Annotated in this window: 21 protein-coding genes; 15 read left to right on the top strand and 6 right to left on the bottom strand. The window is 42.7% G+C overall.

Annotation, left to right across the window (positions count from 1 at the left end; genetic code table 11):
• The first annotated feature begins 24 nt into the window (after positions 1-24).
• Together mnmA and G3569_RS13370 are read left to right on the top strand one after the other, a co-directional pair.
• Positions 25-1,158 (top strand): tRNA 2-thiouridine(34) synthase MnmA, encoded by a 1,134-nt coding sequence (gene mnmA / locus G3569_RS13375; protein ID WP_165269965.1) that lies wholly within the window; start codon positions 25-27, stop codon positions 1,156-1,158.
• A 134-nt stretch (positions 1,159-1,292) separates the two neighbouring features.
• Positions 1,293-2,045 carry a hypothetical protein gene (locus tag G3569_RS13370; protein WP_165269963.1) on the top strand — a complete coding sequence of 251 codons (753 nt, stop codon included), beginning with the start codon at positions 1,293-1,295 and terminating at the stop codon, positions 2,043-2,045.
• A gap of 118 nt (positions 2,046-2,163) precedes the next feature.
• Here the strand turns inward: G3569_RS13370 and G3569_RS13365 are convergent, their stop codons facing one another.
• Both G3569_RS13365 and G3569_RS13360 read right to left on the bottom strand, forming a co-directional pair.
• Positions 2,164-3,018 (bottom strand): anti-sigma factor, encoded by an 855-nt coding sequence (locus tag G3569_RS13365; protein WP_165269961.1) that lies wholly within the window; start codon positions 3,016-3,018, stop codon positions 2,164-2,166.
• Entirely contained in the window at positions 3,011-3,631 is a 621-nt protein-coding gene (locus G3569_RS13360) for a sigma-70 family RNA polymerase sigma factor (RefSeq protein ID WP_350356566.1), read from the bottom strand. The genes G3569_RS13365 and G3569_RS13360 overlap by 8 nt, the downstream gene beginning before the upstream one ends.
• Positions 3,632-3,764: 133 nt before the next feature.
• On the opposite strand from G3569_RS13360, the gene G3569_RS13355 reads away from it, so the two are divergent.
• The gene (locus G3569_RS13355; protein ID WP_165269959.1) at positions 3,765-4,949 is read left to right on the top strand and encodes a metallophosphoesterase; all 1,185 of its coding nucleotides are present in this window, start codon (positions 3,765-3,767) and stop codon (positions 4,947-4,949) included.
• 12 nt (positions 4,950-4,961) lie between these two features.
• Here G3569_RS13355 and G3569_RS13350 read toward each other — a convergent pair whose 3' ends face one another.
• The 3 genes from G3569_RS13350 to G3569_RS13340 all read right to left on the bottom strand — a co-directional run bounded on the left by G3569_RS13350 (position 4,962) and on the right by G3569_RS13340 (position 9,513).
• Positions 4,962-7,052, bottom strand: a complete 2,091-nt coding sequence (locus G3569_RS13350) for a thioredoxin domain-containing protein (RefSeq protein ID WP_165269957.1) — start codon at positions 7,050-7,052, stop codon at positions 4,962-4,964.
• Complete coding sequence (locus G3569_RS13345) at positions 7,053-7,496, bottom strand: methylglyoxal synthase (protein ID WP_165269993.1); 444 nt, start codon at positions 7,494-7,496, stop codon at positions 7,053-7,055.
• A gap of 157 nt (positions 7,497-7,653) precedes the next feature.
• Positions 7,654-9,513: an adenylate/guanylate cyclase domain-containing protein gene (locus G3569_RS13340; RefSeq protein ID WP_165269955.1), complete on the bottom strand. Its 1,860-nt coding sequence runs from the start codon at positions 9,511-9,513 to the stop codon at positions 7,654-7,656.
• A 135-nt stretch (positions 9,514-9,648) separates the two neighbouring features.
• Here G3569_RS13340 and ndk point away from each other — a divergent pair, with 135 nt between their 5' ends.
• A complete protein-coding gene (gene ndk / locus G3569_RS13335) occupies positions 9,649-10,080 on the top strand; it encodes a nucleoside-diphosphate kinase (RefSeq protein WP_165269953.1) in 432 nt (143 codons plus the stop codon).
• A 199-nt stretch (positions 10,081-10,279) separates the two neighbouring features.
• Positions 10,280-11,509 (top strand): exo-beta-N-acetylmuramidase NamZ family protein, encoded by a 1,230-nt coding sequence (locus tag G3569_RS13330; protein ID WP_165269951.1) that lies wholly within the window; start codon positions 10,280-10,282, stop codon positions 11,507-11,509.
• A gap of 267 nt (positions 11,510-11,776) precedes the next feature.
• Here G3569_RS13330 and rlmB read toward each other — a convergent pair whose 3' ends face one another.
• Positions 11,777-12,520, bottom strand: a complete 744-nt coding sequence (gene rlmB, locus G3569_RS13325) for a 23S rRNA (guanosine(2251)-2'-O)-methyltransferase RlmB (protein WP_165269949.1) — start codon at positions 12,518-12,520, stop codon at positions 11,777-11,779.
• 79 nt (positions 12,521-12,599) lie between these two features.
• On the opposite strand from rlmB, the gene G3569_RS13320 reads away from it, so the two are divergent.
• From G3569_RS13320 to G3569_RS13275, 10 genes are all read left to right on the top strand, one after another.
• Positions 12,600-12,947 carry a hypothetical protein gene (locus G3569_RS13320; RefSeq protein WP_165269947.1) on the top strand — a complete coding sequence of 116 codons (348 nt, stop codon included), beginning with the start codon at positions 12,600-12,602 and terminating at the stop codon, positions 12,945-12,947.
• A gap of 1 nt (position 12,948) precedes the next feature.
• Positions 12,949-13,281: a hypothetical protein gene (locus G3569_RS13315; protein WP_165269945.1), complete on the top strand. Its 333-nt coding sequence runs from the start codon at positions 12,949-12,951 to the stop codon at positions 13,279-13,281.
• 64 nt (positions 13,282-13,345) lie between these two features.
• Positions 13,346-14,134 (top strand): glycerophosphodiester phosphodiesterase, encoded by a 789-nt coding sequence (locus tag G3569_RS13310; RefSeq protein WP_165269991.1) that lies wholly within the window; start codon positions 13,346-13,348, stop codon positions 14,132-14,134.
• A gap of 220 nt (positions 14,135-14,354) precedes the next feature.
• Complete coding sequence (gene pyrG / locus G3569_RS13305; RefSeq protein WP_165269943.1) at positions 14,355-16,007, top strand: CTP synthase; 1,653 nt, start codon at positions 14,355-14,357, stop codon at positions 16,005-16,007.
• Positions 16,008-16,017: 10 nt separating this feature from the next.
• The gene (locus tag G3569_RS13300) at positions 16,018-16,491 is read left to right on the top strand and encodes an NUDIX domain-containing protein (RefSeq protein ID WP_165269941.1); all 474 of its coding nucleotides are present in this window, start codon (positions 16,018-16,020) and stop codon (positions 16,489-16,491) included.
• Between the two features lie 80 nt (positions 16,492-16,571).
• A complete protein-coding gene (locus G3569_RS13295) occupies positions 16,572-18,248 on the top strand; it encodes an amidohydrolase (RefSeq protein ID WP_165269939.1) in 1,677 nt (558 codons plus the stop codon).
• Between the two features lie 20 nt (positions 18,249-18,268).
• Positions 18,269-19,945 (top strand): NAD+ synthase, encoded by a 1,677-nt coding sequence (locus tag G3569_RS13290; RefSeq protein ID WP_165269937.1) that lies wholly within the window; start codon positions 18,269-18,271, stop codon positions 19,943-19,945.
• A 127-nt stretch (positions 19,946-20,072) separates the two neighbouring features.
• Complete coding sequence (locus G3569_RS13285) at positions 20,073-22,076, top strand: LysM peptidoglycan-binding domain-containing protein (RefSeq protein WP_165269935.1); 2,004 nt, start codon at positions 20,073-20,075, stop codon at positions 22,074-22,076.
• An 11-nt stretch (positions 22,077-22,087) separates the two neighbouring features.
• Complete coding sequence (locus tag G3569_RS13280; RefSeq protein WP_165269933.1) at positions 22,088-23,734, top strand: S41 family peptidase; 1,647 nt, start codon at positions 22,088-22,090, stop codon at positions 23,732-23,734.
• On the top strand, positions 23,734-24,573 hold the full coding sequence (locus G3569_RS13275) for a PHP domain-containing protein (RefSeq protein ID WP_350356565.1): 840 nt from the start codon (positions 23,734-23,736) through the stop codon (positions 24,571-24,573). Before G3569_RS13280 ends, G3569_RS13275 begins: the two co-directional genes overlap by 1 nt.
• Position 24,574: the final 1 nt, after the last annotated feature.

Genomic DNA, 24,574 nt, shown 5'->3' with positions numbered 1-24,574 from the left:
TATATTTTTCAAATCCAATCTGTTATGAGTAGTAAAGGTCGAGTATTAGTTGCTATGAGTGGAGGAGTAGATTCTTCCGTGGCAGCAGTTATGCTCAAAGAACAAGGTTATGATGTCATCGGAATTACGATGAAGACGTGGGATTACTCCCGCGTAGGCGGAAAGTCTGATAAAGAGACAGGCTGTTGTACGCTGGAGTCTATGAATGATGCCCGCCAAATTGCAGTAGAACACGGATTCAAGCACTTTATCGTGGATATCCGTGATGAATTCGGCGACTGGGTCATCGATCGTTTTGTAGATGACTATATGAGTGGCCGCACGCCCAACCCCTGTGTATTGTGTAATACCCATATTAAATGGGCCGCACTGTTACGACGTGCCGATAATCTGGGGTGCGACTATATCGCTACTGGACATTATGCGAATGTGCGAGAAGAAAATGGGCGATATGTTATTTCCAAGGGATTGGATCCCAAAAAAGACCAGTCTTACGCTCTTTGGGGCGTAGAACAGAAGCATTTGGCGCGCACAATTTTTCCCCTTGGTAGCTACGAAAAAACAGAGATCCGTGATATGGCTGAAGAGTTTGGCCTTACGAAAGTAGCCGACAAGCCCGATTCCTACGAGATCTGTTTTGTGCCTGATGATAACTATCGCCGTTTCTTGAAAGATCGTGTTGATGGTTTAGAAGAACGTGTGAAAGGCGGCAAATTTATAGATCAGGAAGGAAATGTTGTTGGGGAGCACGAAGGCTACCCCTTCTATACTATTGGACAGCGCCGAGGTCTAGACTTGGCACTCGGTAAGCGTGTGTATGTTACAGATATAGATCCTGAAACAAATGTTATTACGATAGGAGAAAAGAAAGATCTGGTAAGTACTACCTGCCGAGCAAAGAACATCAACCTGAGCAAGTATGGCGAAGTACCCGATGGAGAGATGGAAGTTACGGGTAAAATTCGCTACAACGATGACGGAGTTATAGGAACGCTCAAGCAACTTGGAGAAGATGAGATCCAGGTTGAGTTTCCTACCGGCCGTGAAGCTATTACTCCGGGTCAGGCCGTGGTATGCTATGAAGGAGATGATGTTGTAGGCGGCGGCTGGATTCACAAAGTTAATGTGGATACAGATGTCTTGCTGGAAGAAGCATAATTTTATTTATTATCCCTCGTTATTCAAGCCTGTTCATTAATTTGAGCAGGCTTTTTTATTAGCGTGAAACATTGCATTTACTTACCATGTAAAAGAAATATCCAAAAACTCAATTTGAACATCTATTTTCTACTATGAAAAAAGCAAGTTATCTATTGTCGGCCATGCTAATGGTTGCCTGTTTATCCCAGCCTGTTTCAGCACAGTTCGAAGGACAGATCACCTATACTTCATACGAATATGAAGGAGAAGATCGAGATGAAAAGGATGAATTTAACATGTTTATAACTCCTGAACGAATTTTGCTACAGGGAGAAAATGAATATGAGTTCATGGGCTCATTAAAGACCGAAGGCGTATTGGTACGTCTGGACTTTAAAGATTTTGTCTTCTTAACAGGGGATGACAAGGTGTTGAAGATTTCAAAGTCGGACATCACATCGATGATGAATATGTTCGACAATGGTGATAATACTCAGGAAAAAGCCGAAGATAAATCAGAGGATATTAGCTATGAACGTACCGGCGAGACCAAGACGATAAAAGGGTATAAGTCTGAAAAATTTATTTTCCGGGATGACTCAAAGGAAGATGACTATATGGTGGTATGGATGACAAAAGATATAGACGTTAATTGGGGCATGTTGGCTGAACCCTGGAGTGGAAGCACTCAGACTATCATTGATAACTTCCCAATGAGTCTAATGTTTAAGGAAAAGTACTTCCCCCTTCGAATGGAAAGTTATGACGGTAACAAAAGGGAATCACTCCTTGAAGCTTCTAATATCAATGAATCTTCAATAGCACGGGCCATGGTAAAGGTACCTTCTGGTGTACAGGTATTGAGTTTCCAGGATTACTTATTCCAAAAGATGAGTGAGCAGTAGGAGATGTGAGACTGTGAGATGGTGAGATGTGAGACTGTGAGTATTGAGATATGAGATTGTGAGTCTTCCTTTATTTTGATAGAGGATCTCACAATCTCAATATCTCACCATCTCAATACTATTTATTCACATTCCCCATCAGGTACATATCGCCGGTAGGTTGGGGTACTCCTCCTTTAGGTTCCATGGTTACGGCAAAAGCATTTGCTGACTGCTCAGTAGCCTTGGCCATCTCTTCAATTTTAAAGAATTTGTCTTTCTTATCGTTCACAGCAAATACGCCGGCACTAATGGGTTTATTATCTTTAATTAACCAAAGCTGATAATCTTTGTCTTGGGGAACGGCAGGTAGGTTGGAAACTTGAAGTAACGCCTGTTGCTTTTCTGCATTCCAGATAATCTTGCCATATCCATTGGGATTGACTTCGAGTCCGGCCATCATTACTAAATCGACATCCCGGGCTTCCAGAATCGAAAGCATCTCATCTTTACGTCGGAGTTCATTTTTGAGCTCTGTGATGGTGGTCTCTTTACTGGCAATAATTTTTTCTTTTTCTGAGATGGTAGAACTCAAATTAAAAGAGTAGAAAATCAGGCTCAGGCTCACAACGATGAGCGCAAAAGAAGCAGCTACTGCAAATGCCGACCAGTTGAAACCCTCATCATCGGTATCAGGTGTGTCATCAATTGAACTAATATTACTGTCTGTATCTTTAGCTTTAGATTGGTCATCTTGAGCGCGTATTTCAGCCATCAGCCGATCCTTAAGGTCAGCCGAAGGTTCGCTGGGTTCAAAAGTAAATGCCAGCTGGTTTGCTGCCGACCACATTTCCTGGTAAAGCGTTCGTTCTTCATCAGAAGCTTCACTCAGCATCTGCTCAAACTCTTTGCGTTCCTCCTCATCAAGTGCATGGAGGACATAGCCGGCACAAAGCTCTTCAAATTTATCGCTATGTGTTTGTTGGTTAGCCATCAGTTGATATAAATTCTCCTAAAATACGTTTCAGTTTTATCATTCCCTGTCGGGTTCGGGTTTTTACCGTTCCCAGCGGGATGTCTAGCTGGTCGGAAATTTCCGACTGGGTCAAGCCCCGGTAGTATGCAATTTTTATGACCTCACTTTGTTTTTCCGGGATCTTCTCCAAAGCTTTTTTTACGAGTTCGGCACGATCTGAAAAGATCGTTGTCTCCATAGGGTCATGCTTATCACCTTCAAGCGAAAATAGTGGTTCGTGAATACTGACAGACTGTTTCTTCTGTGTTTTATATCCTTTAGAACGAATGCGATCAATTGCTTGATTACGAGCCAGGGTAACAATCCAGCTATACACATTACCACGGTCCGGGTCAAAGGATTCAGCCTTATTCCAAATTTTAACAAATATTTCCTGAAGCAGATCCTCCGCTTCTTCTTTTTTCTTAACAATGGAAATAACCATACTGAACAACAGTCGTTTATAAAGGTCATAGAGCTCTTCGAGAGCCTCGTCATCACGCGACTGTATGCGTTTCATTAGTTGTACTTCATCATCGGAGCCGCCATGAGACAGTTTTCCGATGGTAGCAAGTAAGTTGAATATGAACACGTTGTTATCTCATTATTAAACTACGCAAATAGTTACGAAGCAGATTTATAACAATATTAATTTGGTTGAATCCCTAAATTCCATTAGGCTAATCCATCGAGAATATAATAAGAACTTTTGAACAATTTGAATTGTGCCCTGGTTACTTAAAATGACGGTATTGGTGTCAGCTCTGATGGCGCCTGCAGCTCTTTATTTATGTTTCCGATTGTTTAATATACTTAAAAAAGGAGGCAAGCACCTTGCTTTTCTAAAATGGTTGATGCCTTTAGTATTGTGCTCTTTTTATCTATTTCCCTTGGTTGGTGCGATCGACTTTTACACTACAGGAAGTATTGACCTGCTGGGCTACCCAAAAATATTAGCCTATTGGTTTTGGTTTGGACTGATATTCGTGTTTCAACTGGTTACATGGGTGTTGGTAGCAGATCTCTTGAAGTTTGGCAGTCGGTTGTTGTCATCTTCATACAAGGCGGTAGAGCAATGGTATCCCCGGTTTATAGCAGGGGTTATTATAATAGTCTTCATTTTTGTTGGATGGAAGATGTACCAAGACACCACTCGTGTTAGAACTGATTCCCGATCACTGGCAATTAAAGGCTTGCCTCCATCGCTGGAAGATTTCAAAATAGTACACATCTCCGATATTCAGGGTGATGAGTATACCGGCAGAGATGAGATAGCCAACTATATTGATGTTGTGAATCGCCAAAATCCCGATCTTATTATTTTTACGGGCGATCTTATTTCATACGGCACTGATTTTATTTCGATGGCTGCTCGTGAACTGGGTAAGGCGAAAGCAACCTATGGTACCGTAGCTGTGGTTGGGGATCACGATTACTGGGCGGGCACCAATACTGTTGAGAACGCATTAGAGGAAGAGGGAGTTACTTTGTTAAGGGATGAGAATTATACCATCAAATTAGATACCGGTGATTCACTTGCAATAACAGGCGTTACCGAAGTATATAGCAAAGCTTCTAATCCTAAAACTGTGGATTCTCTCACTCATAACCTGCCGGAAGCATCCGTAAAGATTTTGGGCTCCCATCAGGTAGAAGATCATTTAATAACCAATGCCCGGCAAAATAACTATGATATGATGTTAGCAGGCCATACGCACGGCGGACAGATCCACGTTCCTTTTCTCGGAATGAGTTTTTCAGCGGCTGAACGGGAAACGCAATATGTGAGTGGCTTATACCGGGAAGGAGCGCTTCCCATCCATATTAATAATGGACTTGGTTTTACGCTGGGTCCCATTCGATATGGCGCGCCACCAACGGTAACGTCAATAAGATTAAAGAAAGAATAGGAGGATAGTTGGTTACCGGTTGAGAAGATCCAGCATCTTTTCAGGGGAGTTTGTGGGTAGCTCACAGCTATAATTCTGGCATACATAGGCTGTGGGTTTGCCATTTTTCATCTCAAATTCTGTGGTAAAGGAAGCAATATCTGTTATCTCTTGATCTCCCGGTTCTTTAAGCAATACTACGGACTGAGGTAGAAATCGGCTGTTCAGTTCTTTGAGCATCTGCTGCGTAACCGCATGATCTTTTTCCCCAACGATAACGATCTCTTTCGAGCTTGCTGAACTGTAAGAGACACTTTGTAAGGCATGGCCAAATCCGGTAGGTGCTTTCTTAATGTCAGAGGAAAAGAGCTTATTACATTGATCTGCCATCTCTTCCCAGCGGGTATTTCCGGTTAGACGCCCTAATCGAAGTAAGTTTAGCATTGCAACAGAATTGCTGGAGGGCATTGCTCCATCGTATATCTCTTTTTTACGGCCCAATAACTCTTCACCCTCTTCTGAGGTAAAGTAAAATCCGCCGTTACCTGTATCCCAGAATTTGTCAATAAATTGCTTGTTGAGCGATACTGCTTTTTGAAGGTAGCTTGTTTTAAAGGTGGCTTCATAGAGTTCTATAAGTCCCCAGATAAGGAAAGCAAAATCATCGGCATGGGCATCAATAGCGACCTCACCATTTCGGTATCGATGCTTAAGTTTATCCCCGGCAATCATATTCGATACAATAAAATTCCAGCAATCCTCAGACTGTTTGATGCATTGATCATTTTTAAAAGCACGACCAGCTTTGGCCAGGGCGGCCATTATCAGACCATTCCAGTCCGTCAGAATTTTGTCATCCAGCAGGGGATGCGTTCTGTCTTGGCGGACCTCAAGAAGTTGTTGTCGTATCGATTCCAGTGAAGTTTCCAGTTGTTCTACCGGCATATCACGTTCGTGGGCAAGTTCAGCTATTGATGAATTGAGGTGTAGGATGTTTTTACCCGTACGTTGGCCTGTGGCTTCATCGTTATAATTACCCTCTTCGGTTAGGTTAAAAACTTCTATGGCAAGTTCTGCTTCTGGGGTAGGCAGCACCTCCCGAACTTGGTCTATCGTCCACACATAAAATTTGCCTTCTTCGCCCTCACTGTCAGCATCTTCAGCAGAATAGAATCCGCCCTTAGCATTCCGCATTTTACGATCTGCATAGCGGGCAATTTCATGTGTCGTTTGCCTGAAAAGCTCTTTGCCGGTGGCTTGCCACGCTTCAGTATAGGCAACCATCAACATCGCCTGGTCATAAAGCATTTTCTCAAAATGCGGTACCAACCACTCTTGATCTGTAGCATAGCGGTGAAAGCCCAGCCCTATATGGTCAAAAATGCCACCGCGACGCATCTGAGTGAGCGTTTTTTCAACCATCTGTAGGGAGGTGTTATCACTAAACTGTTTAGAATACCGTAATAACAGCATGAGGTTATGCGGACTCGGAAATTTGGGGGAAGTGCCAAATCCTCCATGGATCTTATCAAACTGTTGTTGGTATTGCTGAACGACTTTACTGAGAGTTTCTTCTGTTAAGCGCTCACCAGATTCAAAAGTAGTGGATTTTTTAAAGGCGTTGATTATCTGTTCAGAAGAGGAAGTGATCTTCTCGCGCTCATTGTTCCAAAGTTCCGAAATCCAGGGGATAAGTTCACGCATACCCGGGCGGCCATGACGACCCTGCCGGGGAATGTAAGTGGCGGCATAGAAGGGTTCTTTATTGGGAGTGAGGAATACATTTAGCGGCCAGCCCCCGCTTCCTGTCATCATCTGGCAAACCAACATATACGTATTGTCAATATCAGGTCGTTCCTCGCGGTCCACTTTAATATTCACGAATACCTCGTTCATCAGAGAGGCTATCTCTTCATCCTCAAATGATTCATGGGCCATCACATGACACCAGTGGCAGGTGGCGTATCCTATTGATACGAGCACCGGTTTATCTTCGCGGCGCGCTTTTTCAAAAGCTTCTTCGCCCCAGGGATACCAGTCTACGGGGTTATCAGCGTGTTGCAGCAGATAGGGGCTGGATTCTTGAGCTAAGCGGTTTGTGGGAGTATCAGGGGAATCTGCCATTTAACTGTTATCGACATCTTTGGTGAACCTTTCACTGTAATCTACAATAAAGCGGTCATATTCCTCATCTATCAAGTCGGTAGAGATAAGAAAATCAGCGGACGACCGATTGCAAGCCATAGGGATGTTATACAATACGCCAATACGCAGCAGTGCTTTTACATCCACATCATGTGGTTGTGCACGCAGGGGATCCCAAAAGAAGATCATCATATCTATTTCATTTTCTGAAATAGAGGCACCAATCTGGAGATCGCCTCCGAGGGGACCGCTATTGAAACGAGTCACCTCTAGTCCTATTTGTTCAGAAATTAGTTTGCCTGTTGTGCCGGTGCCGAACAGGTTATGCTTTGAAAGTGAGCCTTTATTAAAATCGCACCAGTCAATAAGATCATTTTTTCGATGGTCGTGTGCAATTAGAGCAATATTCTTTTGTTTTTTCATCTTTTTGGAACCGGGAGCAACGGGCTGCTTAGTTGTGTCTTTATTACTCATTCATCTGTGAGTTTAATAGTGGTAATAGGAATTAATGTATTAGCTGATTGTCAGCAAATAGAAGGGGGTAAGCTACTGTAAGTAAGAGTGGCTCTCAAGCGATAATTTAACTTGCTGCTTTTGATACGGCAAGACGGAGGGGAGTGTCTTCAATTGTGATACTCTTAATAGCAAAGGGTTTGCTTTGAAAACCTTTTAGCTGGGTGCTCAAGTTTTTAACAGAACTTATGTGACCGGACTTTTTGAGCATCGACTGTAGTTCCGCTTTTGAAAAGGTATCTTCGGAGAGTATAACCTCATTTCCGGATGCCAGGTCAACAAAGCGCGAGGCAATATTAACGGTGGAGCCGAAGTAGTCGATACGGCTGTTAAGATTGACAGCTACGCAACTACCGTGATGTATACCGGCTTTGAGTTGCAGGTGATCGTCAAAACGCTCATCATATGAGAGCATCTTTTGAGCACCTAGGTAGGCCCGAAAAGCATCTTCTGGTTTGCAAAAGACCGCCATTACTGAATCGCCGATTGTTTTAACGATCGCTCCGTTATGATCTGCAATGGCTTCTTGTAGAATTTCAAAGTGATCAATCATTTGAGATACAGCCTGACTGTCTCCCTCTTCAGTATAAATACCGGTTGAATCAAACAGATCGGTAAACATCAGGCTAAGATTATCCACAGAAATTTTCTCGCCTTTTCGCAATACTTCATCGGCAAAAAGGTTGCGGAATAGTTGTGAAGAGGTAGCTTCGGCAGCACTCACACCATTTTTCTTCCACTGTTTGCGTTCGAGCATGAATAACTGAGGTTCTGAAGTATTGTTTTTCAAGCTCAAGTTTGGTTCGCAGCTTATGTTAACTTGTTCGCCGTTAAACCCTTCTTCTTGTAGAGATATCAGGACCGTATTGCTTGAATTCTTTTTGACGGTAATAAGTGCATGTCCGTCACTTTTATTTGATCGAAGAATATATTGTCCAGTGGGCAGTTTAGTTTTTAAAAATCGTTTTTCTTTGGGAGCCAGATACTGTTGCACAAAGATGTGAGGTCGAGATTGCGGTCCCCGGTTACAATACTGTTCGTCTTTTACTTTTCGAATAAGGGGATGGGGACGAAAGCTCAGCTGAATGGTCTTATTGAAGTTTACGCTGAAATTGGTATCGCAATCGTTACAGTGGATAGGTTCATGAATTTGACTCAGCGTTTTTACCGAATGCTGGATAGTACGACAGTGAGGGCAGTATAGATCCCAGTTAAATGTTAGTAAACCGGTTTTTGTAGCATGTATAAACACTTTAAGAACATCTTGCCTGGGTAGATCCCAAAAATCCGCCAACTCATAGGGTCTAATGCGCTTAAGCTGCAGGTCGTCTGCTTTTCTAATATACTTAACAATTCGATTGAGTATAGATGCATCGACTTCGCTATTGTGGAGTTCTTTTAAGAGTTGTTTAAGTCGCTTTCTGCCACTGCGAGGGAGCTTGTCTTTGGTAGCCCTTTGATATGGTCGTATTTCCTGGAGGGCCAGCTCATCATATCGTAAAAGAGTGTTTTTTATATTACGCTTAATCAATGTTTTAAATTTAAGCGTATTGAATGCCGACATCAGTGGCATTCGGGGAGTAATTTGAAACTGTAAGTTCAGAAGGGTGCCGTAGTCGTTGGGCTGGAGTGTTAGCTGAATTTCTATATCTTTATATGCCCCCGCCTGGTAGTGCCGCACAACCCCAAAATGGAATGGGTATTCCCACTCATAGGGTTCTTCTTCCCATACTTCGTAGCGATTTATTCGATTATAAGAAAGTTGGGCAAAGCCGGGTTCAACGGTTTGGCTGATATCCGTTTCTTGTATACTGGGACGCCCGATATCTTTGAACAATCTGTTCGTATCAGATATAAATGGCCATATCTCCTCTGGGAGAGCACTTATGTGCCATTGCCACGATATATCCATGGGTTGCGAGAACATAGATCCCTGATTTTATTAAACAGCATTATTAGCTTCCAAATTACTTCGTTAATTAGCGCTGGAAGCCTTATATTTAGCGTCCTTTACTTACAAGAGAAACGAAATCGTTAATTGTTACAAATTTTTTAATTAATTATGGCTGTAGAACGAACATTAACTATCCTAAAACCGGATTGTGTACGAAAAGAACTGATTGGAGAAGTAACGCAACGTATCCAGGAAGCCGGTTTTGATATTGTTGCTATGAAAATGACGCGCTTGACTAAAGATACAGCGGGTGGTTTTTATGCGGTACATAAAGAGCGTCCTTTTTATGATGAGCTTTGCGAATTTATGAGCAGCGGCCCTTGTGTACCTATGATACTTGAAAAGGAAAATGCTATTGAAGATTTTCGAGAATTTATTGGTGCTACCGACCCCAGTGAAGCTGAAGAAGGAACAATCCGTGCTGATTTTGCTGATAGTGTAGGTGAAAATATTATTCACGGTTCTGATTCTGTAGAAAATGGTATAAAAGAAGCCAACTATTTCTTTACCGAGGCAGAAGTTGTGGCTAATAAAGCATAAAGCTATTTAAAAAAGGTCATCCATTTTTTGGATGACCTTTTTCTTTTTTATGGGGTATCCTATAGGAAAATAGCAATTTTTCGGGCTGTTGTTTAAATGGGCCTGCCAAGGATACAAAAGGTGATAGGCTGGAGTGAGTGAATATTACGTTGACCAAATGCTGTTACTATAATCACAATAATTTAGTGAGATATCATTTATGCATAAATCTACCCTTTTAGCTTGTGTGATTCTTAGTCTGTTTACTGTAACATGCAGCTTTTCACAATTTGAATCTTCGGTAAAAGTAGGTGCTGAAGTATTGCTTGAGGAGCACCTTTATGAGCTTGAGGGAAAGCGAGTGGGATTAGTGATGAATCCCACAGCCCGCGTGAAAGGGTCTCATATGCTTGATACGCTGTTAGCCAGCGATGTGAATGTCACGGCTCTTTTTGCTCCCGAACACGGTTTTCGGGGCGATGTGGGAGCAGGGGAGAAGATAGAGGATGGAGTAGATCAAGCTACCGGCTTACCTGTCTTTTCACTGTATGGAGAGACAAAGAAACCCACCCCTGAAATGTTGGAAAAAGTAGATCTCTTACTTTTTGATATGCAGGATGTGGGAGGTCGTTTTTACACCTATAATGTGACTTTGGGTAATATTATATCGGCAGCAGCACCGCAAGATGTGCCCGTATGGGTGCTCGATCGTCCGAACCCGGCAGGGGGAGAACTTATCTCAGGGTGGATGATGCAGAAAGAGCATCAGTCTTTTGTGGGGCGCTATCCCATCCCTATGGTGCATGGAATGACGTTGGGAGAGCTGGCTAAAATGATGGTGGCAGAGCAATGGATAAAAAATGCTAATGAAGCTGAAGTAAAGGTGATTCCGATGAAAGGGTGGGAGCGTTCGATGCGCTGGCGCCAAACAGGCTTGCAATGGATTCCGCCATCGCCTAACCTGCCTACTTTTGAGCACGGTTTCGTTTACTTGGGGACTGTGCTTTTTGAAGGAGTAAATATTTCGGAAGGCCGGGGCACTTCAGATCCATTTCTTAAAATTGGGGCGCCCGGCACCAAATTGAACTCCGGGCATATTGCCAGGCTCCGCCGCTCCTTTTCAGGAATAAATGTCGAACGTATCTCTTTTACACCTCAAGCTATACCCGGTAAAGCCAGACACCCTGATTTTGAAGACGAAAGATGTCATGGAGTAGAAATTCAGATAACTGACCCTACAAGATTTGATCCCGTTTTGTTTGGGACGACCCTGCTTGCTGTTATGCTGGATGCTACACCGGAAGCAGAGCTGAATGATTTTGTGCAGAAGTTAAGTGGTATCGATAAAAAAATGCTGTTAGACCAGCTACAAGAGAAAACGTATCTCGAGAATTGGGAAAAGACCAGAAAGGAATTTGGCAAACAACGGTCCCCATACCTGCTATATTAAGGAAGCGTTCTTGAGCAGGGTTTTGTTTCCAAGGGGCATTGAGTTACGATCCCATCCGATTGCTGATTTCGCGATCTGGTAAGTCAACAAAAATTTAAAAAGTGAAACATTTTGCCCCCATAATTGGTATGCGGTATCTATACAATATTAACTCACATACCAAGGCAATGACTTTATTAATAGTAACTGTTGTAATGACGTTTGTAGTTGGGATAGGAAGTATCAGTTTTTATCGGGATGAAGTACTGTAAAAGTGGAATGCCACTTTTACTTCTTACGATGCCATTCATAACAAAGAAGTGCTGTGCTAACAGAAGCATTGAGCGATTCTACTTGGTTTTCCATGGGGATAGAAAACTTATAATCGCAGTGCTCTAAGGTTTTTTGACTGATACCGTCTCCTTCATTACCTATAACAAAAGCAAGGGGGCGATCTACTTCCAAATCCCATAGTGATTGATCACCACTCATGTCGAGCCCACCAATCCAAAAGCCTTCATCTTTTAGTGTCAGTATAGCTTGGTTGAGGTTGCCGGCGCGAACAATGGGAATGCGGCCTGCTGTACCTGCAGATGTCTTATAAACGGTAGCATTGACCGGAGCTTGCCGGTGTTTGGGAACCAAAACGGCAGAAATACCGGCAGCAGCAGCTGTTCGGAGAATAGCTCCAAAATTCCCGGGATCTTCAATCTCATCGAGCAGTAAAATGGCCGGATATGCGGAGGTATCGATAGAATCCAGCCATTCTCCGAAATCGTGATAACCAACCTCACTGCGTAGTGCTACAACCCCTTGATCATTAACGCCCCCGACGAGATCATACAATTTGGAACCGGGCACATGGGATATGGGGATATTATGTTGAGAAGCTACTTCAAAGATGGTAGAGATGTTGGAGTCATGAATAGAGTCCCTGACAAAAATTTTCTCTACTTTTTCTGCTTCATTTTGTAGGGCTTCGCGAACGGTATTTCGCCCATAGATGTAAATATTAGTATCAGAGTTCGCCATAAATAGTATCTGGAATTGAAAAAGTGAAAATTAATCTTAAATTAGTAGTAATAACACGGTAAAAATAAGGGGACACACTATGGATAAAAAGAACCACGACAGCGAATGGTATACACATTCTAAGCTATCAAATATACAAGATTCAACGGGCAATTCCCGGGTATCAAATTTCGTCGCACAGGTACATACGTTAAACACCCTGCATTTTATTGTAGGTATTTGCCAAATTTTTATGGGGCTTGCCATTATAATGGCTTCGATTCTGGGATTTATTAATCCATTATGGGTATCAATATCGTTTACGATGGTAGCCAGTATTACTACGATGATTGGATTATATTTTCTGTATATTACGGTTTCAAAATCGTATGATTCACGCTCGTTATTGCGAAATGCGATGAAGCGTGTGATGAAAGCAAAAAATTAAAATGACCGATTTTAGTAATCCCGAAGAACAAGAACGCCTTACATCATATTTAAATATTCATCTTAAGAAAGATAAACTCTCTCTGCCGCCCGGTGACCAGATTGAGGAGCTGCATAAGAAGTATCGCAACAAGTGGATATTGCTGGCTGTTAATATTGCTGCTATTCTTTTCTTTGGCTATTCTTTCTATTACGATATTACCCAACTCAGCGATACTTTTTTAACTATTATATTGGTCGTGTTTGGATTGAATGTAGGGCTCATTTTCTATCAGCGTAATCAGATCCAAGAACTTATCGATTATTTGGAGTGGAAAAAACAAAATGAAGATTAGCAGGTTTGTCCTAATTTTTACGATCTTTTGGTTGGTTAATATAAATACTGAGGCGCAATCAATTATGGCAAAAGGTCCCAACTTACCTTCGTTGTATTTTGATGATGGTGATGATTTTATTGTGATTGCTCATCGCGGGGCCAGTGCCTATTATCCCGAAAATACGATGGCTGCTTTTGAGGGGGCTGTTGCTATGGATGCGGAAATGATTGAGTTGGATGTACTAATGAGCAAAGATGGGGTGCCTGTTGTATTTCACGACCTGGCATTGGATGATCATACCAATGGAAACGGCTATATCCCGCAATACACTGTAGAAAAGTTAAAAAAATTAGATGCCGGCTCATGGTTCGATAAAAAATTTGCCGACCAGCGAATTCCTACGCTTGAAGAAGTGCTACAGTTTGCTTCCGGAAAAATTGCACTCAATATTGAGATTAAGACCGAAGCTGTTAGTGATCAGGTTGAAGGGGGTGTAGAACAGAAATCCCTGGAGCTGGTCAAGCAGTATGGGATGGAAAAGCATGTGCTGTTTTCCAGTTTTGACTATCGCGCAGTAGAGCATTTAAAACAGTTGGATCCTGAAGTTTCAGTAGCGCTATTGTATAATAAGCACCAGTCCCAAAGGCAGTTGCCCCATCAGCAGGTGGGTAAATTCTCTGCCGATGCCTTTAATTGTAGTTTTCGCCAGTTCAGCAAGAAGTGGAGTCGCAATTTGAAAAAGCACGGGATTCCACACTTTATATACACCGTAAATAGTAAACGGAAGATGAAAAAACTGATTAAGGCCGGTGTTTCAGGTATATTTACAAATAAGCCCGACCTGCTACACCGGGTAAAAGATAATTTATAGGGTAGGTTCAATATTTTTTTAAAAAACTTCTGCTCTCATTTGAATGCTGAGCACAAACCTTCTATTTTCTTTTCAAATAAGTGGGAAATTAAAACATTATCTTCTTTCTGAATTTATTTCAGGGCCTGTGTGTCTTTATAGGGTTTTGGCTATGGTTTTGAGCTAAATTCAGGATGATATTTTGTATTTTTAACGCCTCAATTAATTAACAACTGCTCTCATGGCCACCAAATATATCTTCGTTACAGGCGGAGTTACATCTTCACTGGGAAAAGGAATTATTTGTGCTTCTCTAGGACGACTGCTCGTTGCACGAGGACTACGGGTAACGGTCCAAAAGCTGGACCCCTATATTAATGTAGATCCGGGGACCATGAACCCCTATGAGCACGGCGAAGTATATGTTACGGAAGATGGGGCAGAAACAGATCTGGATCTCGGCCATTACGAACGATTTCTCGATATCCGTACCTCCCAGGAAAATAATGTAACTACCGGCCGTGTATATAATGACGTAATATCCAAAGAACGGCAGGGAGCTTACCTCGGTAAAACGGTACAGGTGATTCCGCATATCACCGATGAAATTAAATCACATACCCTGGCGCTGGGCGAATCCGGTGACTATGATGTGGTGATTGTTGAGATCGGGGGAACGGTTGGTGATATCGAAAGTTTACCATATATCGAGGCGGTACGTCAGCTGCGATATGATGTAGGCCGAGAAAATACGCTCTCTATTCACTTAACGCTGGTACCCTATTTGTCAGCGGCACGAGAGTTAAAGACAAAGCCTACTCAGCACTCTGTAAAGACACTTTCCGAAAGTGGATTGCAGCCCGATATTATCGTAGCTCGTTCAGAACACGAGCTTGATGATACCATCCGTAATAAAATTGCCCAGTTTTGTAATGTGGAATATGATGATGTTATCGCCTCTCTGGATGCCGAGAGCATTTATGAGGTACCGCTGTTAATGCAGGGTGAAGGGTTAGATGAGCGCGTTATTAATAAGCTGAATCTTAAGTCTACAGAACCTGATCTTGAACGATGGATCGGTTTTGTCGAGGCCGTTCGAAATCCATCTACCGAAATTAATATTGCTCTGGTGGGTAAATATGTGGAACACCATGATGCCTATAAGTCGATTGTTGAAGCCTTTATCCATGCTGGGGCCGTCAATGATTGTTCTGTAAATATAAAATGGATACAGTCCGATGATCTGACAAAAGAGAATGTTGGAGAAAAGCTTAAAGAGGTATCCGGCGTATTAGTGGCTCCCGGTTTTGGGGGACGCGGTATAGAAGGTAAGCTGGCTGCTGCTCAGCATTCGCGAGAAAATGATATTCCGTATTTCGGTATTTGCCTGGGTATGCAGTGTGCGGTCATCGAATATGCACGTAATGTATGTGGATGGGAAGACGCCAACAGTACTGAGTTTGATGAAGATTCTGAATATCCTATTATTGACCTCATGCCCGATCAAAAGAATATTGAGGATAAAGGTGGAACAATGCGCCTTGGCCTGTACGATTGTAAGGTAAAAACTGATTCAAGAGCTCACCAGGCGTATGGCAAGGAGCTGTTTCAGGAGCGTCACCGCCACCGCTATGAGGTGAACAATAACTTGCGATATAAGCTTGTTGAAGAGGGCATGAATTTGACCGGATTTAACCCAGAACGCGATTTAGTTGAGATTGTAGAATTACCCGATCATCCTTGGTTTGTAGGTGTTCAATTCCACCCTGAATTGTGTTCTACCGTAAATAATCCCCAGCCGCTTTTTGTGGATTTTGTGAAAGCCAGCTTGAAATATGGTAAGCAGCACGAACTTAATTTCCCGGTAAATGGGGATAAAGTGACTGTTAAGTAATCCATCTTGTATGAATGCTGACGTATCAGCTTTTTCGCATCAACTGCGTACTCGTGTGTGTGGGCTGCTGGTACAGCCAGATGCTATTTTGCTCATCCAGCTTCATTCTCCGGTTACCGATAAATTGCTTTGGATGCCCCCGGGAGGAGGAATTGAATTTGGGGAGACGATGGAGGAGTGCCTAAAGCGTGAATTCCACGAAGAAACAAATCTTGAGATTGAAGTTGGTGAGCTTGTGCATATCAATGAGTTGGTCTCTCCCCCTTTCCATGCCCTGGAGTTTTATTTTGAAGTCAGTAAGAAAAGGGGCCAAAAAGAGCTTGGCAGTGACCCAGAGTTGGGCAGCGATAAACAACTGCTAAAAGATTTAAGGTGGATCCCTTTTTCAGAATTAGATCGTATACCCTGGGCGCCTCAAAGTTTAGAAGATAAGCTAAAGAATTGGGGACAACGAGATACCTATCCTATTTTCACCGGTAGCTAGTTCTATCAATATGAATACATTTTTTATCCTAGATTGATTGTCATAAATTTAGAGGCTTAAATTCTAACAAACCTTTGCTCATGTCTATTATACGATTCCCAGCGATTCTACTCGTACTGTTTGCATTTATTAGCTTTTCTTGTCAGAAGAGTGATAAAACAGAGACTACTGTTATAGAAAATGTAAAAGGGTATACCTTTTATGATGGTGATCTAAAAGAGTTTTCTGCCATAGCATTTGAAAATGGTAAAGTCATTGATGTTTATAGTGATACGACCTTCAAAAGTAACGGATCTACGAAGATAATAGATGGCGATGGCAAGGTTATGCTGCCGGGGCTCATCGATGCACACGGCCATGTTATGGGGTTAGGATTTCAGCAGATGAATGCTGATTTAACAGGCACTCAATCTTTAGATGAAGCACTTTCTAAGGTTGAAGAGTATGCAGCAAAATATTCCGATATCAATTGGGTGCAGGGCCGCGGATGGAATCATACCCATTGGGATATTGGGCGATTCCCCACTGCAGAAGAGCTGGATAAAGCTGAAAATGAGCGCCCCGTATGGCTGGCACGGGTTGATGGCCACGCCGGATGGGCAAATTCAAAAGCGATGGAACTGGCCGGAATTACGGCTGAGACAAAAGCTCCCAAAGGAGGAAAGATTATTCGCGATGAAGATGGGGAGCCTACGGGCGTATTTGTGGATGCTGCAATGAGCCTTGTCGAGGCTGAGATTCCTGAGCCAACAGATAAGGAGCGAAAGCTGGCATTTGAGAAGGCTCTGCAACAGATGAGAAGCCATGGCTTAACCGGGGCGCATGATGCCGGGGTTTCTGTTGAGGCATGGGAATTGTATAAAGATTTTGCCGATAACGGAAAGTTAACGACACGTATTTACGGAATGATAAGCGGGGCAGGAGAAACCTTTGATAAGCTGTCGGAAGGTGGACCGGTCAATTCCTATGCAGATGATAAGTTGGCCCTGAGGAGTGTAAAGCTCTATTCTGACGGAGCGCTGGGGAGTCGTGGAGCTGCTATGATAGAGCCCTACTCTGATGATCAGGATAACAAAGGGTTGCTGTTTTTATCAGAAGAAGAGCTAACTGGAAAGATTTTAAAAACAGCTTCCGCAGGTTACCAGGCCAATGTGCACGCTATCGGTGATCGTGCTAACCGCGTAGCGCTTAACAGTTTTGAGAATGTGAAAGATAGTCTTGGAGAACAGGGATTGCGGCATCGCGTTGAGCACGCACAGATAGTATCTCCTAAAGATATTCCCCGCTTTAAAGAGTTAAATATCATTGCTTCTATGCAGCCGACCCATGCAACAAGTGATATGAATATGGCCGAAGATCGTGTTGGTGCTGAGCGTATAAAAGGCGGATATGCATGGCAGACCTTTTGGGATCAGGGCACAGTAGTGGCCTCGGGTTCTGATTTTCCTGTAGAAAATGTAAATCCCTTTTATGGATTGTATTCGGCAATAACTCGGCAAGATCATCAGGGTAATCCCGAGGGAGGATGGTATCCTTCTGAGCGCTTAAGCAGAGCCCAAGCCCTAAAATCATTCACCCTGAATGCGGCTTATGCCGGTCATCAGGAAGAGGTGCTGGGAAGTCTTGAACCCGGGAAATGGGCCGACTTTATTCTGGTTGACCGAGATATTTTTGAAGTTCCCGCCATAGAAATATGGGAAACTAAAGTTCTGGAAAGCTGGGTTGCCGGGGAACAAGTCTACTCAGCGGAACAATAATATTTGCGATCTGATTTTTTATGAAAATACGTTTAGGCCAGCTTAATACAACAATTGGTGATCTCGAAGGAAATTTTGAGCTCATCAAAAAGGCCATGAATGATGCTGAAAACTCAAGTGTAGATCTGTTAATACTTCCGGAGCTGGTCGTTTGTGGTTATCCTCCCATGGATCTCCTTGAGCGCCCCCAGTTTTTGGACGCCGTGTATGATATTAATGAGCGTATCATTGGACACACAAAAAACGCGTCACCGGTACTGTTTGGTACCGTAACACCCAATACGGCTAAAAGTGGCCGAAAGTGTTATAACAGTGCTATCCTGGCTGATGGTGGAGAGGTATCAGCAGTGGTGAATAAAGCGTTGCTTCCTACTTACGATGTGTATGATGAATTGCGTTATTTTGAACCTGCTAACACTTTTGAGTGTATAAACTTTAAGGGAAGAAAGCTGGGTATAACCGTTTGTGAGGATATTTGGCACAATTTTGAACTTTCGTACCTCAGTTATGATGTAAACCCGGTTAAAGAACTAGCAGAAGCAGGAGCTGAGGCTATCTGTAATGTGTCAGCTTCTCCCTATGCGCAAAATAAACCGGCTAAGCGTCAAAAGATGCTCCAGCAACACGCCAGAAAATGGAATATCCCTGTCTTTTATGCCAACCAGGTGGGCGGAAATACCGAACTTGTTTCGGATGGTGATTCAATGGCTATTGATGCAGATGGAGATCTGGTTAGCCGTTGTGCATTATTTGAGGAGGATTTTACAGATCTTTATTGGGAGGAAAAAGAACCTACATTACGATCTGAATCTAATGATACTGTGGAAGTGCCAATCCCCATTGCCCAGATGTTCAAAGGCATTAAAGTAGGACTTCGGGATTATTTGAAGAAAACAGCTATTTCTGATAAGGTCATATTGGGGCTAAGTGGAGGTATTGACTCTGCACTGGTAGCAACAATCGCTGTTGAGGCACTGGGCAAAGCTAATGTGGTAGGTATTACAATGCCTTCTGAGTTTTCATCTGAGGGGAGTATAAGTGATTCAGAAAAACTGGCCGAAAACTTGGGCATTCCATGTCATGAACTTCCTATTGGGGAGGTTTATAACCAGTTTAATGAGTTGTTAAATCCCTTTTTTAAGGATACAGATTTTGGAGTGGCCGAAGAAAATCTACAACCCCGCATTCGCGGTACATTGTTGATGGCCTACTCCAATAAGTTTGGACACATGCTGTTAAATACGGGTAATAAATCGGAGCTGGCAACTGGCTATTGTACGTTATATGGGGATATGTCGGGTGGTTTGGGCATTATTGCTGATCTGTATAAAACAGAGGTATATGAGATGGCTCATTGGTTAAATAATGAGTACTTTAATGAAACGGTTATCCCAAAGAACATTTTAGAAAAACCACCGAGCGCAGAACTGCGTCCGGATCAAAAAGATGCTGATAGTTTGCCCGAATATGAGGTCTTGGATGCTATTTTGAAAGCTTATATTGAAGATCAGGCTTCGGTTGAAGATATTACCGATCGTGGTTATGATAGTACGGTAGTTAAACAAATTGTTGTATTGGTCGATAATATGGAATATAAACGGTTCCAGGCGGCCCCGGCTTTGAAGATGAGTAGCAAGGCATTTGGTACCGGAAGAAGGGTGCCGATAGTACAAGGCTGGACCGATAACCGAAGATAAAATTTTTTTATGCTAAAATTACGTTGTGTTCGTTAGTATGTTTCGGTGTGGTTTGGGGAGCTTTCACTGAATCCTTTACATAACAAAGTATTATACATCTTTTAATCTACTAAGACGGAAAATATCTATGCAGAAGAAGTTACATTCGCTTTTCATCCTTATTTTAATTGTTGGAGTTTATCCGGGTATAGCACAGCAAGACACCACAAAAATTCAACTGGAAGAAATAGATTTTTCGCCCAAACTGCTTCCTTATGATAATCCTATGGTAGCAGAGGATGATGAGTTTTCGACATCTGCTGAACCCACCAAACAAAAGCTGGATAATTTTGAAAAAGATGTGATGCGTCGTATCTCCGATATCTATCGCACCCATGTAAATGCCGTGGAGGCTCAGGTACAGGATGATCCGCTAAGTGCAGAAAAGCATATTAAGGATGCACTGAACTCTCTGCAGGCTCTGTTAGATACGTACCCAGAGGTGCAGTCAAATCCCCGGTTTAGTGAGTTGTATCGTTCAGTAATGACGGAGTACCGTGAATTTTATGGGATTCAGGATTCAGCTAATAAAGTAGAGGGGGAGATTTTTGCTATCCAGAAAGAGTTGTATTCGGGTGATGATGACTGGATGAATGAGGAGTATGTGCTTCCGAATAATATTACGACACCCAAAACAGAGGTTCCATTAGTACAAAACCGTCAGGTTAACCGTCACCTGATGTATTTTACCCTCAAACGACCGGAGGTAATGGAGTCGTGGTTAGAGCGTAAGGAAAAGTATTTTCCAATGATGCGCGAAATTTTTGAAGCCGAAGGAGTGCCCACCGAACTTACCCATCTTGCGATGGTGGAAAGCGGACTTAATCCCCAGGCAAGAAGCTGGGCATCCGCGGTTGGGATGTGGCAATTTATCCGGGCAACCGGCTCTATGTATGGATTAGAAGTTAACTGGTGGATAGATGAACGAAGGGACCCTGAAAAAGCGACCCGTGCAGCAGCCCGGCACCTGAAAGATTTATATAACATTTGGGGCGATTGGCACTTGGCAATGGCTAATTATAATATTAGTCCCCGGGGTTTAAAACGAGCAATACGGGCAGCTGGCAAAGAAGATTATTGGGCTGCTTTTCCATACCTTCCCCGCGAAACCCAAGGTTATGTACCGGGTTTTATTGCGGCTACAATGATTAATATGAACCCTACAGAATTTGGTTTCAAAGAAGAGTATAAAAATGACGAATATGTCTACAAGGTACATAAAGTAGCACCTTTAATGCCATTAGATGCCTTAGCTGATGCTGCCGGAATTAGTACTGATAAGCTTAAAGAATATAACCCGGAATTGTTGCGATGGGCAACGCCTCCCGGCAATAAATATCCCTTAAAGTTACCGGTAGGTACAAAAGAGCGATTTGCTTCTAACTACGAAGATATTCCTAAAAATAAACGCAGCCAAAATGTGGCTATGCATACGGTAAATTCGGGAGAAACCTTAGGTTATATTGCCCAAAAGTATGGAACATCAGTCAGAGCGCTTTATGAGACTAATGAGAGCCTGTCTAAAACTATTTATCCCGGGCAAAAAATTGTAGTTCCACTGGCACCCGGAAGCAACGAGCAGATTGCTGTTAATCGACCGACGAATCAACCGCGGGGCAAAACCTCTACTTCTCGCAAACGATCAAAATCAAAAGCCCCTGCAAATTCTGTTAAATTTACTTACGAAGTTAAAAGTGGTGATACTATAGGACATATTGCAGAATGGTATGATGTTAGAGCATGGCAGATTCGTTCCTGGAATGGGACATCGAATGTTATTAGGGCCGGAGAGGATTTGGTTATATATGTACCAAAGTCGAAAAAAGCATATTACAGCCAGATAAACACGATGTCTTATAGCAAGAAACAGCAGATTGAACGGGAACAACAGTCCGGTAAAGATGTAACAGAAGCATATCTGGCTTCTGCAGATGATTCAGGAGAATCGATACAGTATACCGTACGAAGTAATGACACACTTACTGAAATTGCGAACTCATTTGGAGTATCGGTAAGTCAAATAAAGCGTCTTAATGGGTTGAGTAATTCCAGAATTTATGTGGGGCAAAAGTTGAATATTAAGCCTGAGTAGGGTTGTCTTTTATGGGGAAATGGAAAAAAATTGTAGCCGGTAGTGTGCTGGCGATAACATCGCTGGCCGTAATGGGATTGGTACGCAACCCGGATATCTATTTCCTCATCAAAAAGAATTTTACCATTTTTAGTGAAGTATATCGGGAGGTGTCGCTGCATTATGTGGATGAGGTAAACCCGGAGCAGCTTATGCGAAAGGGGATTGATGCCATGCTCGAATCCCTGGATCCATATACAGTGTTGATTGATGAGGCTGATAATCAGAGTATGGAGATAATGACCCGCGGAAGCTACGGCGGGGTTGGTATGGATGTGGGATATCGGGGGGATGATATTGTAGTTATTGCCCCCCTGGAGGGATATTCGGCCCATAGCAAAGGAATACGAACGGGAGATGTTATAACGGCTGTTGATGGGGTTCCAGTAAATAGCTTAAGTCCCGAAGAGGTTCGTAGCTTAACAACCGGTGAGCCGGGCACTACTGTTACTATGACGGTTCAGCGATATGGCATCGATGATCCGCTGAAATTTGAATTGACGCGACAGCGCGTTGAAGTGAAAAATGTGCCATATGTGGGTTTTGTGGGAGAACAGAAAAAAGTTGGATACATACTATTAAGCCGTTTTTCTCAAAATGCAGCCGGAGAAGTACAAGAGGCTATTGAGCACTTACAGGCTCAAAAAGAGTTGCAGGGATTAGTGTTGGATCTAAGAAATAATCCGGGGGGATTATTAGATCAGGCAGTAGGCTTGGTAGATAAGTTTGTGCCACAGGGTAGAACGGTGGTAGAAACGAGGGGGCGGTTACGTCAGCATAATAATAGTTTTAAGACTAAGGAAACTCCTCTTCTTCCGGATCTCTCTGTGGTGATATTGCAAAATGGAGGAAGTGCCAGTGCTTCTGAGATTGTGGCAGGGGCTATGCAAGATCTCGATCGCGCTGTTATTATGGGTGAGCAGAGCTTTGGGAAAGGCTTGGTTCAGGTTGTACGCCCGTTATCTTATAATACCTCCCTAAAGTTGACAACATCTCGCTACTATATACCCAGTGGAAGAAGTATACAGTCGGTTACCTATACGCATGATCAAAATAACAGTGTTGTCAATAAACCTGATTCTACCCGCAGAAAATTTAGAACAAAAAGTGGACGTCCAGTTTTTGACGGGGATGGCATTAGCCCGGATATTCAAATATCGGATAAAAAACCCAGCCTGCTCCAAACTTCTTTAATGCAGCAGAATATGATTTTTAAATTTGCCAATAAGTATGCAGCAAATCATGATTCGTTAGAGCACAAAATGGGGGCTGATACATTATTTGAAAAATTCCAACGTTATATAGAAGATCAGGAATTTGAATATGAAACTCCTTCCGAAAAATATCTGGCAAAGATCGATTCGGCATTGCAGATAGCTGAAGATGAAAAGAAACATCTTACTGCACTCGGCAATAAGATTGAATCAAATAAAACGCAGGCTTTTTATAATCAGCGTGATGTGATTGACCAACTTCTTTACCAAGAGTTAATTGCCCGTTACAAGGGGAAGAAGGGGCAGTATTCTGCCTCATTACCTTATGACAGAGTGGTGAATGAAGCGGTAAAGGTATTAATGGATTCGAGTCGTTATAATAACATTTTATCGGTTTCTAACTAGTGGCAAAAGCAGATTTACATATACATACAGTGGCATCAGACGGGCATATGGAACCTGAAGATGTGGTCCGGAATGCCAAGCGTCATAAATTGGATATCATTTCGATAACGGATCACGATACTATTCGTGGGTATCAGCGAGCTCGGGAAAAGGCTCGTGAGTTAGGTATAGAGTTAATACCCGGTGTAGAGATTACCTCCGATTTTAACGGTCGTGAGTGTCATTTGCTAGCCTATTGTTTTGACCCCGACCATGCTGCTATTAAAAAATTGGTTGCCCGTCATTACCATTCACGTTTAGAAAGAGGGAAATGGATTATCAATGAGCTATCCAAAGAGGGTATTCTTATTGATATCAACGAAGTAAAGGCAGAAGCAAATGGCGGAAACATCGGCCGCCCGCATATAGCAGCAGTATTGATCGATAAAGGTTATGTGGCATCATTTAAAGAGGCTTTTATACGGTATTTGAGTGATGAGTCGCTGGGTACTATTAAGAACGACTATTACACCCACCACGAAGTTATCGATACGGTAAAAGAGGCAGGGGGAGCAGTTATTGTAGCACATCCGGGGAACCTGTATAACAAGGATGATCTTACTGAGCTAGTAGAAGCCGGGGTAGATGGTATCGAGTTTATTCATCCCAGCCACAACTATAAGACTCAAAAATGGGTTGAGGCATTTGCTAATGAACATAAGTTGTTGAAAACCGGGGGCAGTGACTTTCACGGTGGAGATAAAGAGTATCAAAAGTTTTTTGGAGTAGTCACAATAAATGCTAAGTATGTGCACCGTCTCCAGCGCATGACAAAGCAGCGAAAGAAAATATCAGTTTAAG

The sequence above is a fragment of the Fodinibius halophilus genome, assembly GCF_011059105.1.
Classification (GTDB): Bacteria; Bacteroidota; Rhodothermia; order Balneolales; family Balneolaceae; genus Fodinibius; species Fodinibius halophilus.
This window is presented reverse-complemented; position numbering and strand designations above follow the sequence as displayed.